Raw genomic sequence first — 17,689 nt, 5'->3', positions numbered from 1 at the left:
GAACGTATGCCGTTTCCGTGAGGAATTTACTGTAAATTCTGTTCTTTTGGTATGATATAATGTTCTGTTTGGGAAGTCTCTGATGCTTTCTTTCTGCACATTGACTGGTGTGTTGCTCTTAGTGTGTTGATATATAGTAGTTTAAGATTGCACACGCAAAACTCGCGTATTTGAAAATAAAAAACATTTCGTTCAAAATAATCGAATTATGGAGAGTGTTTTGTTAAGATTATTCAGAACGGAAAGATATATTTGCGCTTGCCTCTCAGGCTTGTTTCCTTGTACGCTTGTCCGTCTATCCCGAGCGTTGCATATTAATATCGTAAAATTAATGTGTAGATTTTTCGTAATTCCAGTTTTTTTGTGTTACTTTGCAATGTTGTTATATAATAATGTAGCTACTGTCAAAGGCATCTGGGTATGAAGAAAACAATGAAATGGCTCGTGGCAATCGTTCTTGCGCCGGTCGTACTCTTTCTTATTCTTACATTGCTGCTTTACTTGCCGCCCGTTCAGAACTGGGCTGTAAGGCAGGCGGCATCCTATGCCTCTGAGAAAACGGGAATGAGGGTCAGCATTGAGCAAGTGAATCTTTCCTTTCCCATCGACCTTCAGCTCGACGGCTTGCTGGCATTGAAGCCCAACGACTCCATTCCCGAGCGCAACGATACCGTTGCCGACGTGGAAAGTCTTGTGCTGCAAGTGAGAATGATGCCGCTTTTCAGCGGAAAAGTGGAAATAGACGAATTTTCTTTCCGACGTCTGAAGGCGAATACCACGAACTTTATAGGCGATCTGCAAGTTAAAGCCAATCTTGAAAAACTGAAACTGGTCAGCCGCGGTTTCACGTTCGGAGGAGATTCGCTGCGGATCAACTTTGCCGACATCGAAGGAGGCTGGCTCGACATAGCCCTTGCAGACACCGTTCCCGAAGACACATCTTCCGAAAATGCGCTCAACAGAATCAATATTGATATGTTGAGGATTGCGAAGACCGACTTCCGGCTGCACCTGCCGGGGGATACGATGAGTGTGCGTGCGAATTTTGAGAAGGCTGCGGCGAAAAACACCGAACTTGCCTTGGACAAGAGCATTTATAAGGTAAGCTCGCTGGACTGGAACGGTGGCTCGCTCAACTACGATTTGAACTATGAGCCTCGTGCAAGGCGTGGTTTCGATGCGAGCTATATCGCTATGAGCGAACTGAACATAGGCGTAGATTCCTTCGTGTATGCAGCTCCGAAGATTGCAGCGAGGGTGCGAACGGCAAACTTCAAGGAGAAGAGCGGGCTTGTGATACAGGATTTTCGTGGTCCGTTCTCAATGGATTCCGTTGCCATTCATCTGCCGGAAATGTATCTGAAAATGCCCGGAACGGAGCTGGCAGGGGCGTTCCGGATGGAAATGAATGCTTTCTCGGAGGTCAATCCCGGTAAACTCTATACGAGGTTGGACGGTTTTCTGTCCGTAGCCGACCTGAAACCGTTCCTCACTTCTCTCGACCCGAAGATGCTGAATGCCATTCCTCAAAAGCCGATTAACGTACAGGGGCTTTTACAGGGAAATATGAAATACGCCACTTTCAGGCAGTTGCACTTGGCAATGCCCGGCAATTTCGACCTGACCGCTACGGGATGGATAGCCAATCCCACAGAGCCAGCACGTATGCGTTCGGATATTGCGCTGAAAGGAAAGGCAGAGAATCTCGACTTCGTGGGCAAACTCTTGCCGAGAGAGGTGGCGAAAACCGTGAAATTCCCTCACGGAATGGGAATCAACGGCAATGTGAAGATTCGCGAAAGCGTTTATACGGCAGACATTCATTTGTCGGAAAGACGGGGAAATGTCCACGTCAGGGGAAGCTACGACACACGAAACGACGCATATAACCTTACGGCAAAGGCAAACAATCTGCAATTACAGGAATTTCTGCCCACAATGGGCTTGCATCCGTTCAGCGGAACGGTCTCGGCAAGTGGACACGGAATGGACTTTTTCAGTCCCAATGCTGCCGTAAATCTCAGTGCCGACATCGGCAGATTCCAATATCAGGATTATGTTCTTGACGGTATCAAGGGCAGAATCACGATGAAAAACGGATTCACGAAGGCGACAATCAACAGCACGAACAGGATGCTCGGCGGGAATTTCTCGTTCAGCGGTAAGTTCACGGACAAGCTGGTGGACGGCCATCTGAAGGGGATGTTGAAACGGATAGACCTGAAACGGCTCGGCGCAATGAACGATGCTTACGTAATCAGTGCGTGGGCAGACGTGGATGTGAGGTCGAATCTCAACGACAGGCATTATATCAAGGGCAAGTTGCTCGATTTCTCGCTTACCGATGCTGGGCTGATACGCAGCCGAAAACTGGTTGTGGGCGACTTTAATCTTACGGCTGCCGTGCAGGGAAGCAATCTCGATTCGCACATAAAGGGACATCTGGCGAAAGCCGACCTGAAAGGTCTGGGGCTTGTAAGTCAGGTTTACGAACTCTCTACCGATGCCGACATTGATTTCAAGTCGAATATGAATGACCGGTATTCTGTCAGCGGCTATCTGGGCGACCTGAAACTGAACGAGGTTCGTGGCTCGAATACGGTGGGATTGTTGGCCGGAAGTTTCAATCTTGGCGCAAGTATGTCGGGCAATGATATTAAGGGCAGTCTCAACGGACTTGTTGCCAATGCCGATTTCTATCAGTTGGGCATTGTGGATCAGCCGTTCAGCACGAACTTCTCTGCCAACGTCGATTTCTCGTCTGATATGAAAGACGACCTGATGGTAAAGGGAATGCTCGGCGATTTGCAGGTGCAGACACGCGACAAGGCCTATGTTCCGGGCGATGTGAGCCTTGATGTGCTGAGCCGGAGAGACACCACGCACGCCGTTATTCGTGCAGGCGATTTCCTGCTCAACACCGATTTGGACGGAAGCTACAAGCAGGTGCTTGCGTCTTTCGGCAATATATCGCGCGATTTGGGCAAGCAGTTGGCTAACAAGACCATCGACCAGTTGGCTTTGCAGCGCAATCTGCCCACCGGACGATTCATTCTTGAAAGTGGTTCAGGCAATCTTTTCAGTCGTTTGCTGGCAGAAAGGGGCTACGCTTTCAATTCGGCTAACATTGATATAACGTCGTCTCCGTCGAGAGGATTGAATGGACAGATTCTCATTGATAGGCTCGTGTACGACAGTTTGCGCATCGACACGATGCAGATAGAATTAAGTACCGGACAACAGGGGCTTGAATATGAGGCGGCCCTGCTCAATGGACCCGACAACGACTATCCTTACAAGGGTTACCTTCAGGGTTCTTTCTTTGAACACGGCATCAATGCCTCGCTTGCAGTAATGGATATGAAGGACAAGCCTGCGTTGGCACTGTCCACGCAAGCTGCAATGGCAGCCGAAGGTATCAAGCTGAACCTCACTTCCTCGAAGGCGATTCTGGGCTATAAGCAGTTTAATGTAAACGAGGACAACTATGTTTATATAGGAAAAGACCGGCGATTGTCGGCGGATTTGCAGTTGATGGCAGACGATGGAGGAGGTATTCAGTTGCTCACGGAGGATGCCGACACGGCTTCCTTGCAGAATCTGACGCTCTCAATGCACAAGTTTGAAATCGGACAGTTGCTCTCCGTGCTTCCGTTGGCACCAAAGATGTCGGGTGTTCTCGATGGCGATTATCACATTGTTCAGACAAAAAGCGACCTTACGGTGTCCAGTGATATGACCATCAGGGATATGATATACGAGAACAGTGCGATGGGCAACGTGGGAGCGCAGTTCGTTTACATTCCTCTCGAGGATGGAACGCACAAGATTGATGCTATCCTTACGAAGGGAAACAGGCAGGTGGGCGAACTTTCGGGCAGTTACAAGAGCGACGGAGAGGGCTATCTGGATGCCGATTTCCGTATGGACCGTTTCCCGTTGAGCTATATCAACGGCTTCGTTCCCGACCAGATAGTGGGCTTGCGTGGTGAGGGCGAAGGACTGTTGTCGGTTCAGGGACCGCTGAATCAGTTGGATATAGATGGCGAACTCTACTTGGATTCGGCGCATCTTGTAAGTATCCCTTATGGAATTGATATGCGGTTTGCCGACGACCCTGTGCTGATTAAGGACAGCCGTGTGGAATTTGAGAACTTTGAAATGTTTGCCAACAACGATTCCCCGCTTACAATGGCAGGCTATCTCGACTTCTCGAGCTTCGACCGTATGAAGATGGATGTACGGATGCGTGCCGAAAACTTTGAAATCATCGATGCAAAGGAGAATCCCCGTTCGGAGGTTTTCGGCAAGGCATTCGTCAATTTCAACGGACGTATGCAGGGATTGCTCTCCAATCTTAATTTGCGTGGCAAGCTGGATGTGCTCGGAACGACGGATATGACCTATGTTCTGCGCGATGCAACGCTGACAACGGACAATGAACTCAAGGATTTGGTGCAGTTTACGAACCTCAATGATTCCACGCCCGACGTGATTCGGCGACCCGACATTACTGGTTTCAGTATGCAGTTGGGCATAGATATCGACGAACAGGCGCATATTGTCTGTGCGCTCAATTCCGATAAGTCCAATTATATCGACCTTTTCGGCGGCGGTTCTCTCACAATGAACTACGATCCGACCAACAGTATTCAGCTCCGTGGCCGATATACGCTCAACAGTGGTGTGATGAAGTATTCGCTTCCGATTATTCCTTTGCGCACATTCAACATTCAGGAAGGTTCGTATCTCGAATTTTCGGGCGACCCGATGCAGCCGTTGCTGAGCATTGAAGCTACGGAAGACATCAAGACGAGCGTTTCCGACGGTACAGGACAGGGACGACTGGTGGACTTTGCTTGTGGAGTTCGTCTTACAAAGAGATTCCCCAAGCCCGGCGTTGAGTTTATAATAGATGCTCCCGAAGACCAAGAAATGCAGAATACGCTCAGTACCAAGAGTGCGGAAGAGCGTTCAAAGCTCGCCGTAACGATGTTGGCTTCGGGAATGTATTTCGACGGTGCCAACAATTCCAACGCCAACACGGCTATGAACAGCGCACTGGCAGGCTTCCTTCAAAGTCAGGTGAACTCCATTACCGGCAAGGCTCTGAACTCAATGGGGCTTGATATAACTGCAAATATGGAGAGTGCGGCGGACGCCAACGGCAGTCTGCACACGGATTATACCTTCAAATTCTCGAAGAGATTGTGGGACAACCGACTGAGAATCATTATGGGAGGACGTGTTTCTACCGGTTCTCAATTCTCGGAACGCAACGGAGCCTTCTTTGATAACCTGTCCGTGGAGTACAGATTGAACAAGAAAGAAACGAAATATCTGAAACTTTACTACGAGCGCGAGGCTTACGACTGGCTCGAAGGAGAGCAAGGCGAATACGGAATCGGTTTTATGTGGCGCAGAAAACTCCGTCATTTCAAGGACATCTTCAAGTTCAGGAGCAACGGCGAAGACACATCTGCCCCACAACAGCCGACATCCCGCGACAGTTTAATCAACTTTGAGAATGGAAAGAAAAAGTAATCAGTATATAGTGGTGGGCGAGAAGCGTGCCAATCCTTATAAAAAGGAAGACGACACAGGCAGAAGTACCCTCAACGGCATCCAAAATGCGTTCCGAAACGTCCTCTTTGCAGGCATATTTATCTGTCTGCTCCTGTCTGTTTTGGCTTCTTGCAGCACGACCAACGCGATTCCCGACGGCGAACACTTATATACCGGAATGAAGACGACGCAATATTCCAACTACGAAAAGAACAATCACTTTCCGTCTGTGCAGGAAGAGTTGGATCTTGTACTTGCCACCACGCCGAACGGCTCGCTCTTCGGCAGTCCATCCTTGAAGTCACCGTTCCCCATCGGCTTGTGGATCTGGAATGCCTTTTCGCCCGACACAACTGGATTCGGCCGATGGATGACCCGTGCTTTCGGCTCACAGCCCGTGCTGATGAGCCACGTTGCGCCCGACCTGCACGTAACGGTGGGCGAGAATCTTCTCGACAAGCGAGGCTATTTCAACGGAAAAATCACTTATAAGGAAGTACCGCAGTCCCATCCTAAGAAGATGAAGATGCAGTATTTTGTGGATATGGGACACCTCTGGACCATCGACAGCCTGCAATACACAAACTTCCCCCCCGAGGCCGACAGCCTGATACGTTCCGACAGTGCGAATGCCGTCATCCACAATGGCGACCCTTTCGACGTGGCTACGCTTGAAGGGGAACGACAGCGCATCACGACTCTCTTCCGGGACAACGGCTATTATTACTATCAGAACAACGATGCGAGCTATCTTGCCGATACAACGCTCGTTCCCGGCAAGGCAATTATGCGCTTGCAGATGGCGGATTCCGTGAGCGACAAGTCGATTCGCAAGTGGAGAATTGGAGAAATAACCATCAATCTTCAGAGAAATTTCCTCGAGGAACTGCACAATCAGCGCAAGACACGCAACTTTACCATCAATTACAACGGCAGCCGTTCGCCATTGCGCACCCGTGTGCTTTCAAACGACCTTCAGATGCGTCGTGGCGACCTTTACAGTCTGGAGAAATATCAGGAAAGTCTGGAGAAAATCAACGCAACCGGGCTTTTCACTTCCACAAACTTTACCTTCGCTCCACACGACAGTACCGACACTTGCAGCATTCTCGATATGACGCTCGATGCCATTTTCGACAAGCCTTACGACTTCTACGTTGAGGCTTATGGCCGTGGAAAAACCACAGGAAAGTATGGTCCGGAGCTGGTTGTCGGTCTTACGAAGCGCAATGCGTTCCGTGGCGGCGAGCTGCTCAACATCCGTCTGCACGGAGCTTACGAATGGATAACAAACCGTAGCGACGACGATGAAATGGCAGGTGTGAACGATTATGAATACGGAGCCGAAGCAAGCCTGCAATTTCCACGAATCGTGAATCCTTTCCAAGTACCGCCCCGCATACGGAGGGCACGCATTCGCCGCAAACGTGAGGAAGCATTGGCGAGAGGCGAAACGCCACTGGCTCCCAAACCTCGTCGGAAATATTTTGAAACACCGATGACCACGCTCAGCGCATCGGTAAACGTACTGAACCGTTCGCGGTATTTCAAGCGGCACGTCGTATCGGGCGAACTGGCTTACAGTTGGATGCCCAACGAGCGCAATTCGTTTATCTTCAAACCGTTGTCGCTCTCGTATGAATATATGCACAGCGTAACCGACCGTTTCCTCACGCTGATAAACGACATACCTTATCTGGAAGTGTCGATGGCCGACCAGTTCATCCCGAAAGCCAGTCTCCAGTACACCTATCAAAGCCCGATGAACTATGCGAATCCGATTCGTTGGTGGACAACGGTAAGCGAAGCGTCCAATGTTCTTTCGGCAGGCTATGCCGCATTCGGCGAGAAATGGAGTGAAAGGAACAAGACAATGTTCAAGAATCCATTTGCACAATTCGTGAAATTAGAGACGAACTTTACCAAACTGTGGACACTTTCGTCCAAAACCTCCATTGCAGCCCACGTGAACGGAGGCGTAATATGGGCTTACGGAAACAGCAGTTTTGCCCCATACTCCGAACAGTTCTTCGTGGGAGGCGCAAACAGCATCCGTGCTTTCAACGTGCGCGAGATAGGACCGGGCAAGTATATTCCCGAGTTCAGTACACGTTCGTATGTGGAACAGACTGGCGAGGTGAAAATACAGATGAATCTCGAGTACCGTCCGCACCTCATCGGCAATCTCTACGGCGCGGCTTTCCTCGATGCCGGAAATGTCTGGACGCTCCATAACGACGACGGCCGTCCCGGTTCGCAGTTCAAATTCAACAATTTCTTCAAGGAACTGGCGTTCGGTACAGGTGTAGGACTTCGCTACGACCTCGGTTTCTTTATGGTTCGCGTGGACTGGGGCGTCGGTCTGCACGTGCCTTACGAGACAGGCAAGAGCGGATTCTACAATATCGACCGATTCCGCGATGCGCAGGCATTGCATTTTGCCATCGGAATGCCGTTCTGATAGTGTCGTGATTCAAATCATTTTACATCATCAAATCCGAATAGACTTATGGATAATATAGACAAAGCTCTCGATTATATAGCCTCAGTGGAGAAGCTCGGTGCCCAATTAAAGCGTGCCGACGAGCAGCAGAGGCTCTTTCTCGCTCGTATGTTGGAATTGAGCCGCGCCAATGAAGAAGCATCAGTAGAGTATAAAGAGTTGGAAAGGCAGAGCCAGACACTTCAGGAAATGATCAACAAGTGGCGGCCGATATATGAACAACGCTTGAACGTGCTGAAGGAAGTGCGGCAGAGCCGTAAGTTGAATTAGCTCTGTTCTTCCTTCCGAATCTTCCGATTTTCGGTCTTGAGAATGGTTCTGTCCACAGTATGGAGCGGCAGAATATTCATTGACGTTTTCCTGTATTTATATGCAGAAAAACGCATACTGCACCCTTACATTTCAAACGTGCGAAGATTGGAAGGCAATCTTCGCACGTTTGAAATGTATTCTTGCGAAGAATGGAGTGCATTCTTCGCAAAAATGAAAACTACTTGTAATACATTGAATTACAAGTAGTTGTAAAATGAATTTATATTCATAATATCCGTGCTTCCTTGAAATCCGTGAGAGAGGAAACAGCAAAGCCGAGAGGTAATGTTTTTCAAAACATTTTTTAGTTGAATCTCACTTTATAGGCTATCCATTCTTAAAAAAGATAATTTTATATTTCTAATTATCAGTTTGTATGGCTATTTGGATTTAAATAATTATCTTTGTATCCTACATTATAAAATAAATAAGGTATGAAGAAAATCTTAATAACGTTCATTATAATGGTTATGTCTCCATTTTCACTTTTCGCACAGAGTTACGATGCTTTATGGAAGCAGGTAGATGAAGCTTCGCGGAAAGACTTGCCAAAGACACAGATAGAGGTGCTGGGCAAGATAATCCTGAAGGCACAGAAGGAGAAATCGTACGGCAACCTGTTGGCTGCCGAACTTTATACGTCGAGTCTTGTTACCTTGATTTCGCCCGATTCTGCCAATGTGCAGAAGAAACGGCTCGTGAAACTGGTGGAGGAGGCCGACAAGCGCGACAAGGTGCAGTCGGCAATCTACAACTGTGCCTTGGGCAAACTGCTGCTGCTCTCGAGAGGATTCGACGATGTGGAGGATGTTCCGAGCGTATTGGAGAATATGACGGACGAGGAAACCGACCCCGATGATGCGTTCAGCACAAAATCATATAAATATTATTTCGACAAGGCGATAGCGAATCCGGAACTTCTGGCACAGCACAAGGCAGCCGAATACAAGCCGTTGCTGGAACTGGGCAAGGACGATGCCATCTACAATGACGACCTGCTGCACGTAATCGGTGCCGAGACGGGCAGATACGACGTGATGGACAAGTATTATTCTTCCACAGGCAACCGTCAGGCTGCATTCCTTTCGGCCTATAACAGGTTGGGTAAGGATGCCACGGTGGCTCAAATGGATTCATTGACAGTACTTTACGGCGACTTGCCTATATGTGGAAAGGCAGCAGTCAAGAAGTATCAGTTGGCTTTCAATGACCGTTCGGAGGCAAAGGACAGGATTGCGTATATTGATGATGCCTTGAAGCGTTGGGGAGCATTCAGCGAAATGGAACTTCTGCGCAAAAAACGCAATGAGATGACTGCGCCGAGTTTCAGCTTCGAGCTTGATTCATACGTCTGGCCTTCGAATACCATACAGAAGATAAAGGAGTTTGAGGTTAGGAATCTTACCGATTTGAAGCTCACGATAACACGCACCACGTTGGAAGGCGACCACGGTCTGAACCCAAGTTACCGGGAAAATCTCAAGAAAATAAGAGCCAAGCTCATTCCTTCATCGGCAAAGACCTTCGATTTTACGTTCCCCAAGCGTCCCGAATACGAGTTTACGAAAGGCTCTTTCGCTATGCCAAAGCTCGAACCGGGCATCTATTTGGTGGAAATATCATCGTCTGACAGGAAAATTGCACCGCAATACGAACTCTACAATGTTACGGACCTCTTCCTCCTGAGCGAGGATGCCTCGGTGAGTGGCGACCGTTTCGTGGTTGTGAATGCTACCACCGGCCAGCCGGTAAAGGGCGCAAAGGTAATGATTTCCAACGAATATTACTTCAAGAGAGACAAGGCTAAAACGCTTGTAACCAATGCCGACGGAGAAGTTCTGAAGCCTTCGGCGGGAGAGCGCACCTCTGTTTATGTCTATACCGATAAAGACCGTGCGCTTCCGTCGTCGGATGCTATGTACAGATACCTGAAAGGAGGAGATAGAATAGGCGAAGAGAATATCGTAAGGATATTTACGGACAGGAGCATCTACCGTCCCGGACAGGCCGTTCACGCATCGCTAATGTATTATAAGATGAACCACAACTTGCTCACGTCGCGCGCATTGGCGAATGAGGAGCTTACGGTACGTCTCTATAATGCCAACTATGAAACCGTTGCCACGAAGAAAGCAACCACAGACGAGTATGGTGCAGTTGCCATCGACTTTGAATTGCCAAAGAACGAACTTACGGGCAGCTATTCCATCAGTTGTAATCACGAGAGTTTCTACTTTAGTGTGGAGGAATACAAGCGTCCGACCTTCGACGTTGAATTTGACGAATACAAGGAAAAGTACGCCGATGGCGACACAATCAAGGTAAAGGGACGTGCCAAAACCTATTCCGGCGTTGCCGTTCAAGGCGCAAAGGTGGAATACAGCATCAACCGAAAAGCCTCGTATTACAGTTGGTACACCTCTCATTACGACCTCAATCTTGCAAAGGGCGAAGTAACGACCGATGAGAATGGCGAGTTCGAAATCTCCGTTCCTATCGTTATGCCCGAAAAGGCAAAGGAAACAGAAGAAACAAGCTATTTCCGTCCATATCTAAGGTTTGTAGTGGAAGCAAAGGTAACGGATGTTGCAGGCGAATCCCACGAAGGCGATATGGTTCTGCCGTTGCGATTCAAGCCGATAGAGATAACGACGGATTTGCCGGATAGAGCATTGAGGGGCGAACTGAAGCAGTTTACGCTCAAGATGGTAAATGCTGCCGGTCAGCCAGTCGATGGAAAGGTGGAATATGCCGTTGTTCCATACAGGAAAGACAATCAGATGTTCGGCTCTCTTACTGCCGTGGCTGCCAATAAACCTATCGAACTGAAGGATTTGAAGTCTGGTCAGTACGAATTGTTCGCTACCTGTGAAGGCGATACATTGCGTAAGACTTTCATTATATTCTCACTCGACGACAAGAAACCCGTGCTTGAAACGCACGATTGGTTCTATCAGAGTGCAGACAGATTCCCGAACGACGGCAAACCGGTCTATATTCAGATTGGTTCGAGCGATGAAGACCAATACATTATATATACAATATATTCTGACAAGAAGATTTTGGAGCGTGGAGCAATCCGTCAGAGCAACGCATTGACAACACGTAAGTTTACGTACAAGCCTGAATATGGCGATGGCTTGACGATAAACTACGCTTGGGTTAAGAACGGTGTGATGTATTCTCACAATGCAGCCATCCGTCGTCCGCATCCCGACAAGGAATTGAGCGTGAAGTGGAAGACCTTCCGCGACCGTCTGGTGCCGGGACAAGCCGAAGAATGGACGCTGACAGTGAAATCGCCGGACGGAAAAGCTGCAAAAGCACGGATGGTGACAACGCTCTATGATATGAGTCTCGACCAGATTAAGACACATTATTGGGCGTTCGGCAAAAACTTTATCGACCGATTGACAGGTGCTTCTTTCTCTGGTTCACTCACTTCTTCGTTCCAAATGTATTATACGGTGCCTGTTCCGCAATCGGGCATACGATACTTGTCTTTCGCCGGTTTCGACAATCGTTATTTTATTGACTTCAATGAGCAGATGGTTTTCAATCGTCGGAGGATAATGGTGCGTGGAGCAGGTTCAATGGATAAGAATGTTATGTACGATATGGCCGTACCTGAGTTGGCAGCTGTCAAGAAAGAAGCAGCCGAATCCTCATTGAGTGCATCGCAAGCAGAGCCTGCTAAGTACGGAGAAATGCGAGGAAAGACCGAGGCAAAAGCAGCAGTCGAAACCGGAGCGGCTACTGCGAAGAAGCCAAAGTTGCAGATGCGCGAGAATTTCAATGAAACAGCGTTCTTCTATCCTAACTTGGAAACCGACGATGCAGGCAATATCAGCGTGAAGTTTAAATTGCCTGAGAGCGTTACCACGTGGAAATTTATGGGTTTTGCTCACGATAAGGCAATTAATTATGGCCAGATTGACGGTGAAGTAATCGCACAGAAAACCGTGATGGTGCAGCCAAACCTGCCGAGATTCGTGCGTTTGGGCGACGAGGCTGTTGTTTCCACACGCATTATGAACACTTCTGCAAAGGAAGTGAGCGGCATTGCAACCCTCGAACTCGTTGATCCATTGACCGATAAGGTTTTATATACTGAAGAAAAGGACTTTACTATGGCTGCAAACGGCACTTCATCGGCAAGTTTCTCTTTGGCAGACGTGCTGAAAGAAGGCAGTGCAAGGCAGCTTACGGCCGACCAGAATATGCTCATTGTACGAATCTTTGCCAAGGGCGACGGCTATTCCGACGGCGAGCAGCACTATCTTGCTGTGCTTCCAAACCGTGAGTACGTCATCAACACCTATCCGTTCACGCAGAATGAAGCCGGTGTGAAGAACATTGATCTGACAAAGCTCTTCCCGAAGAACACCACTAATCAGAGATTGACGGTGGAATATACGAACAATCCTAACTGGCTGATGATTCAGGCATTGCCTTATGTGGCTGACGTGAACACAAAGAATGCCATCAGTCTCGTGTCGGCTTTCTATGCAAACAACCTTGCAAACAAGATAATCAAGACTTCGCCAAAGATTAAGCAGACCATAGAAGCGTGGCGAAATGAAAAGGGCGAGGAGACATCTATGATGTCGGCATTGCAGAAGAATCAGGATTTGAAGGAGCTTGCGCTCAACGAAACGCCGTGGGTGCTTGATGCCAACAATGAAGCTGAGCAGAAACAGATGCTCATCCGTTTCTTTGATGAGAACCAATTAAAGAGCAATATCGGTTCGACATTGGCAAACCTGAAGAGGCTGCAAAACTCCGACGGCTCGTTCTCTTGGTGGGAAGGGATGCGAGGAAATATGTATATGACGGTGTCCGTAGTGAAGACGCTGACCCGTCTCAACACCCTGATGGGCGAGAATAACGACGAAACAAAGACGCTGCTCGCCAGTGCGTTCCGTTATTTGGACAAGGAAGTGGCCGAACGTGTTATTGAAATGAAGAAACTTGAGAAGAAGGGATACAAGAATATCGTACCTTCCGACGCACTCTGCGACTACCTGTATAGCAATGCTTTGGCAAAGCGTCCTACAACGGCCGACATCACTTACCTTATCAGTCTTCTTGCGAAGAAACCTGTCGATCTGACAATCTACGGAAAGGCCAATACTGCCGTAATCCTGAAGCAATATGGCCAGACGAAGAAAGCCGAAGAGTATCTCCAGAGCATCAAGGAATACACGGTTTATTCTGAAGAAAAAGGCAGATATTTCGACACCCGCCACGCATATTACAGTTGGAGCGACTACAAGATTCCTACCGAAGTGGCTGCCATCGAGGCTTTCAAAACCATCAGACCGAACGACGTGAAGACCGTGCAGGAAATGCAGCGATGGATATTGCAGTCGAAGCGCACACAGGCTTGGGATACGCCAATCAATTCCGTGGATGCCATCTGGGCATTTATGAACGACGGCAGATGGACGATGGACAATGGCGAGGCGAGCGTGTTGAAACTGGATGGCAAGCGTATTGAAACGCCGAAGGCAACAGCAGGTCTGGGCTATGTGAAGGTGCAGAAACAGGTGTCTGTAAACACGACCCCGAATGATGAAAGCCGAGAATCTGCAAGCACGCTGACAGTTGAAAAGACCAGCACCGGCACAAGTTGGGGAGCCGTTTACGCCCAGTTCTTCCAGCCAATTACGGAAATCAAGTCGTCAAACTCTGAACTGAAGGTAAAGCGCGAACTGATTCCTGTAAGCGTTGATAACAGAACCACCGGCGAAATGAAGCTGAAAGTGGGCGACAAGGTAGTTGTTCGCCTTACGATAACAGCCGACCGCGACTATGATTTCGTTCAGGTAATAGACAAACGGGCAGCTTGTCTGGAGCCGGTAAAGCAATTAAGCGGTTATCAAGGTTGGAGCGGATACTACATTGCGCCGAAAGATTACACAACAAACTTCTATTTCGACCAGATGGCGAAAGGAACACACGTTGTTGAAACAGAATATTATATAGATCGCGTAGGCGTCTATCAGACCGGAACCTGCACAGCACAATGTGCTTATGCTCCCGAGTATTCAGGCCGAACAGGGGCAGCGATAGTTAGAGTTAATGAATAAGATATCCAAGAGGAAATGAGTTTCAAGATGATTTGGGGTTCGGATGGGCAATCACGATGCCGTGTCTGAATCCCAAACATTATTGATAGTCATCATTCCTCGCCGTTAAGTAAAAACGAAAATGCTTCAAATAGAAATAGACGACGGCAGCGGCTTCTGCTTTGGCGTAACGACAGCCATAAAGAAAGCTGAAGAAGAATTGCAGAAAGGAACGAAACTGTACTGTCTGGGCGACATCGTTCACAACAGTATGGAGGTGGAACGGCTCACAAAAAGAGGGTTGATTACCATCAATCACGATGAGTTGAAGGAACTCCGCAACGTTACCGTATTGCTGCGTGCCCACGGCGAACCACCGGAAACCTATGAATTGGCACGGAAGAACAATATAGAGATTATCGATGCCACCTGTCCTGTGGTGCTTGCCCTGCAAAGAAGAATCAAGAATCAGTATGAAAGAGGGGCGAATGCTGCTTCGGCAGAAACGGATGAACGGGTATTGAAAGACACCGGATGCTCCCTTGCCGACGAAAATACCGAAGTTCGGAAATCTACACCTTATAATATAGGTGGAGAATTGCGGGAAAAGGCTGACAATAAAGACAGCCAGATAGTTATTTTCGGCAAACCCGGACACGCCGAGGTGTTAGGATTGGTGGGGCAGACACACAGCGAGGCTATCGTTGTAGAGAAGTTCGAGGAAATAAAGCAGTTGGATTTCAAACGGAACATCTATCTCTATTCCCAGACAACAAAGAGCCTGAACGAATTTCATAAGATAATTGAATACATTCAGGAGAACATTTCTCCCAATGCAACTTTCAGAAGTTTCGATACCATTTGCCGACAGGTGGCGAATCGTATGCCGAATATTTCGTCCTTTGCCACAAAACACGACCTTGTACTCTTCGTTGCAGGGCGGAAAAGCTCCAACGGCAAGGTGCTTTTCCACGAATGCCTGAGCGTGAACCCCAATTCGCATCAGGTGGAAAGTGCCGATGAGATAGATATGGCGTGGTTCAAGAATGTAAACACCGTTGGCATCTGTGGTGCAACGAGCACGCCGAAATGGCTGATGGAGGAATGCAGAGACGAAATCCTCCGTAAGGTAAACGGCGTAATGGTGTAAGCGGCTGACCGAATTACGGATATTGTTTTTCCCACAGAGGATGCAAAGCATTCAAGAGCGACAGAATCTCTTGAAAGTTTTGCATTCTTTTTGTTTGTAGTTTTCTACCTATAAGTTTGCAACTGTCCCGAACTCATAAATAAATATTGTAAAAATGATTTACCGAAAAACGCCCTTTGAAAAATCTGAAAATAGAAAATCCGGACAGATAAAACAAAGAATATAAATCCGAATTTGCGAGTTTATTTTCCATTCTTCGCACAACTGCCAAACGTTCTTGCGAAGTTTGTTTTGCATTCTTCGCAAGAATGCAATCCGTTTTTGCGAAGAATGTTTCGCTGTCATTGCCGTATTTTGACCTATTTTCTGCTATTCTTGCGAAGAATATATGGCGTGCTTTGTCCTGATTATTGGGTGATAGGATTTAATTCGTTGTAAATCAACAGTTTATTAAAGCCGTCAAAAATGCCCATATTTTCAAACAAAGGGATTCTTTTTTGAAAATATGGGCAAAATTTTAGGCTATATGTAAAGAAAATTCAGTTGTATTTAAAACTCAATTCGCCCCTGAGTCGAAGATGAAGCTAACGTTGGTAGGCGTGAAGAAGGGAGATATGCAAATGAAATATCCTTCATAATAAAAACGATGCAGTTTGAAGTATGCGCTCAGGAACGTTCTTTCAGGTCAGCACAAGGTTCTCGTCGTTCGTGAGAAGAGCCGTGATGAGCGTGATGTATTCGGGAAGGCGGTCTGGTTTTCCCCATTTCATTTCAATTCCCAACAGGTCTTGACTTGTTTTTCCAAGGTCGAAACCTACTGCTTCCAGCGAAACACGCACGTCCTTTGGATGTCGGCACGGCTTGTTTTCCAGTCGGGCGCAAGGCTTTGAGCCGCAAAGCAGGCAGCGGGAACCTAAAAAACAGATGCTTCCGGGGTATTTCCGTTCGTATTTTCTGAGATAGGCAGATGCCTTCGTCAGGCTGAATTTCATAGCCTCATCGCAAACGGTGCGCACGTCTTCGGCAGTATTGGTCTTGTTCATCGTTTCCTCGTCGAACGTCATCTTCATACTCAATATGTGGGCATATTTGAATTGTTCCACGTATTCGGTAACGTCAAATTCACAGGGAGGACAAGTCCAGCTCTTTCCGAAGCGAGGGCATTGTTTGCATAAACCGAGAAACTTCTCAATGTCCCTGTAACCATCTGCATATTCCTTTACGGGGATGGTGGTAGCGATGTTCGATAGGCTGAAACCTTTGTCCTTAGCTTCGCCGATAGATGTTATTTCTCTTGTGCTCATAGTCAATGTTTATTGTATAGGTATTGCAAAAGTACGAATCTTTCTCGAAGACGGGCAAGGAAAGGGGCAAAAAATGCGTATTGTCCAGGAATAGATTATTGGAATGTTTTTGCCAACTGGTGTCCGGCTGTCACGCAGAGGAAGCCGATGGCAAGACTTGCGAAGATGTAGAGAGCAGCCAATGTGAAATTGCCGTCCTTTGCGAGCGATGAGTTTTCGTTCATAAAGGTGGAGAAAGTTGTGAATCCTCCGCAGAAACCGGTTGTAAGAATAAGTTTCGTGTTGGGCGAAAACCATCCTCCGAGTGGCAGACCTGAAACAAAACCAATGATTAAACATCCGATGATGTTTACCGTGAACGTGCCTAAAGGGAAAGAGGATGCCATCCAAGAGATCATTGCTTTTGAAACGAGAAAGCGCATTCCACCACCAAGGAAACTGCCAATGCCTACGAGTAAAAACTCTTTCATAATATATTTTATTTACGTTTTCAATACATTGTATTTCAGTTTATTGAAATGTATTGCTCATTCTTTGGTTTATTGTTCTTGTAATGTTCTTGAGTGCAACTTCTCTGGTCTTTTAAAAGGAGTGTTTCCGTTGCAAAATAATGTTTCCCGAGCGGCTTGATTCCCCTGTTACCAGTTCGTTTCAATCCTTGCAAAAGTACGAAAAAAGCAATTAACGACCAAACTGCAACATTATTAAAAAGAAAAATTGTAACTTTGCGAATCAATTCAGAGTGAGGAGAACGAGTGGCGTAAAACGGATGAAACGTTGTGCT

General features: G+C 47.5%; 7 protein-coding genes. 5 read left to right on the top strand and 2 right to left on the bottom strand.

Annotated elements, in window-relative coordinates; all coding sequences use genetic code 11:
• Positions 1-420: 420 nt before the first annotated feature.
• The 5 genes from P150_RS0102470 (at position 421) to P150_RS0102445 (ending at position 15,601) form a co-directional block, all read left to right on the top strand.
• Positions 421-5,544: a translocation/assembly module TamB domain-containing protein gene (locus P150_RS0102470; protein WP_028896341.1), complete on the top strand. Its 5,124-nt coding sequence runs from the start codon at positions 421-423 to the stop codon at positions 5,542-5,544.
• Entirely contained in the window at positions 5,528-8,026 is a 2,499-nt protein-coding gene (locus P150_RS0102465; RefSeq protein WP_081819259.1) for a BamA/TamA family outer membrane protein, read from the top strand. The genes P150_RS0102470 and P150_RS0102465 overlap by 17 nt, the downstream gene beginning before the upstream one ends.
• A 48-nt stretch (positions 8,027-8,074) precedes the next feature.
• Complete coding sequence (locus tag P150_RS0102460) at positions 8,075-8,338, top strand: hypothetical protein (protein WP_028896339.1); 264 nt, start codon at positions 8,075-8,077, stop codon at positions 8,336-8,338.
• 476 nt (positions 8,339-8,814) lie between these two features.
• Complete coding sequence (locus P150_RS0102450; protein ID WP_028896338.1) at positions 8,815-14,472, top strand: alpha-2-macroglobulin family protein; 5,658 nt, start codon at positions 8,815-8,817, stop codon at positions 14,470-14,472.
• Between the two features lie 121 nt (positions 14,473-14,593).
• On the top strand, positions 14,594-15,601 hold the full coding sequence (locus P150_RS0102445) for a 4-hydroxy-3-methylbut-2-enyl diphosphate reductase (RefSeq protein WP_028896337.1): 1,008 nt from the start codon (positions 14,594-14,596) through the stop codon (positions 15,599-15,601).
• 680 nt (positions 15,602-16,281) lie between these two features.
• Here the strand turns inward: P150_RS0102445 and P150_RS0102440 are convergent.
• Positions 16,282-16,905 (bottom strand): DUF2284 domain-containing protein, encoded by a 624-nt coding sequence (locus P150_RS0102440; protein ID WP_028896336.1) that lies wholly within the window; start codon positions 16,903-16,905, stop codon positions 16,282-16,284.
• Positions 16,906-17,000: 95 nt separating this feature from the next.
• Complete coding sequence (crcB, locus tag P150_RS0102435) at positions 17,001-17,378, bottom strand: fluoride efflux transporter CrcB (RefSeq protein WP_028896335.1); 378 nt, start codon at positions 17,376-17,378, stop codon at positions 17,001-17,003.
• Positions 17,379-17,689 lie beyond the last annotated feature (311 nt).

Source organism: Prevotella sp. HUN102 (genome assembly GCF_000688375.1).
Classification (GTDB): Bacteria; Bacteroidota; Bacteroidia; order Bacteroidales; family Bacteroidaceae; genus Prevotella.
The sequence above is the reverse complement of the archived record's forward strand: the minus strand, read 5'-3'. Positions and strand labels throughout refer to the sequence as shown.

Excerpts from the sequence above, each read along its gene's own strand:
- P150_RS0102450 (WP_028896338.1), top strand. The coding sequence starts at position 8,815 with ATGAAGAAAATCTTAATAACGTTCATTATAATGGTTATGTCTCCATTT.
- P150_RS0102470 (WP_028896341.1), top strand. The coding sequence starts at position 421 with ATGAAGAAAACAATGAAATGGCTCGTGGCAATCGTTCTTGCGCCGGTC.
- P150_RS0102440 (WP_028896336.1), bottom strand. The coding sequence starts at position 16,905 with ATGAGCACAAGAGAAATAACATCTATCGGCGAAGCTAAGGACAAAGGT.
- P150_RS0102445 (WP_028896337.1), top strand. The coding sequence starts at position 14,594 with ATGCTTCAAATAGAAATAGACGACGGCAGCGGCTTCTGCTTTGGCGTA.
- P150_RS0102465 (WP_081819259.1), top strand. The coding sequence starts at position 5,528 with ATGGAAAGAAAAAGTAATCAGTATATAGTGGTGGGCGAGAAGCGTGCC.
- P150_RS0102460 (WP_028896339.1), top strand. The coding sequence starts at position 8,075 with ATGGATAATATAGACAAAGCTCTCGATTATATAGCCTCAGTGGAGAAG.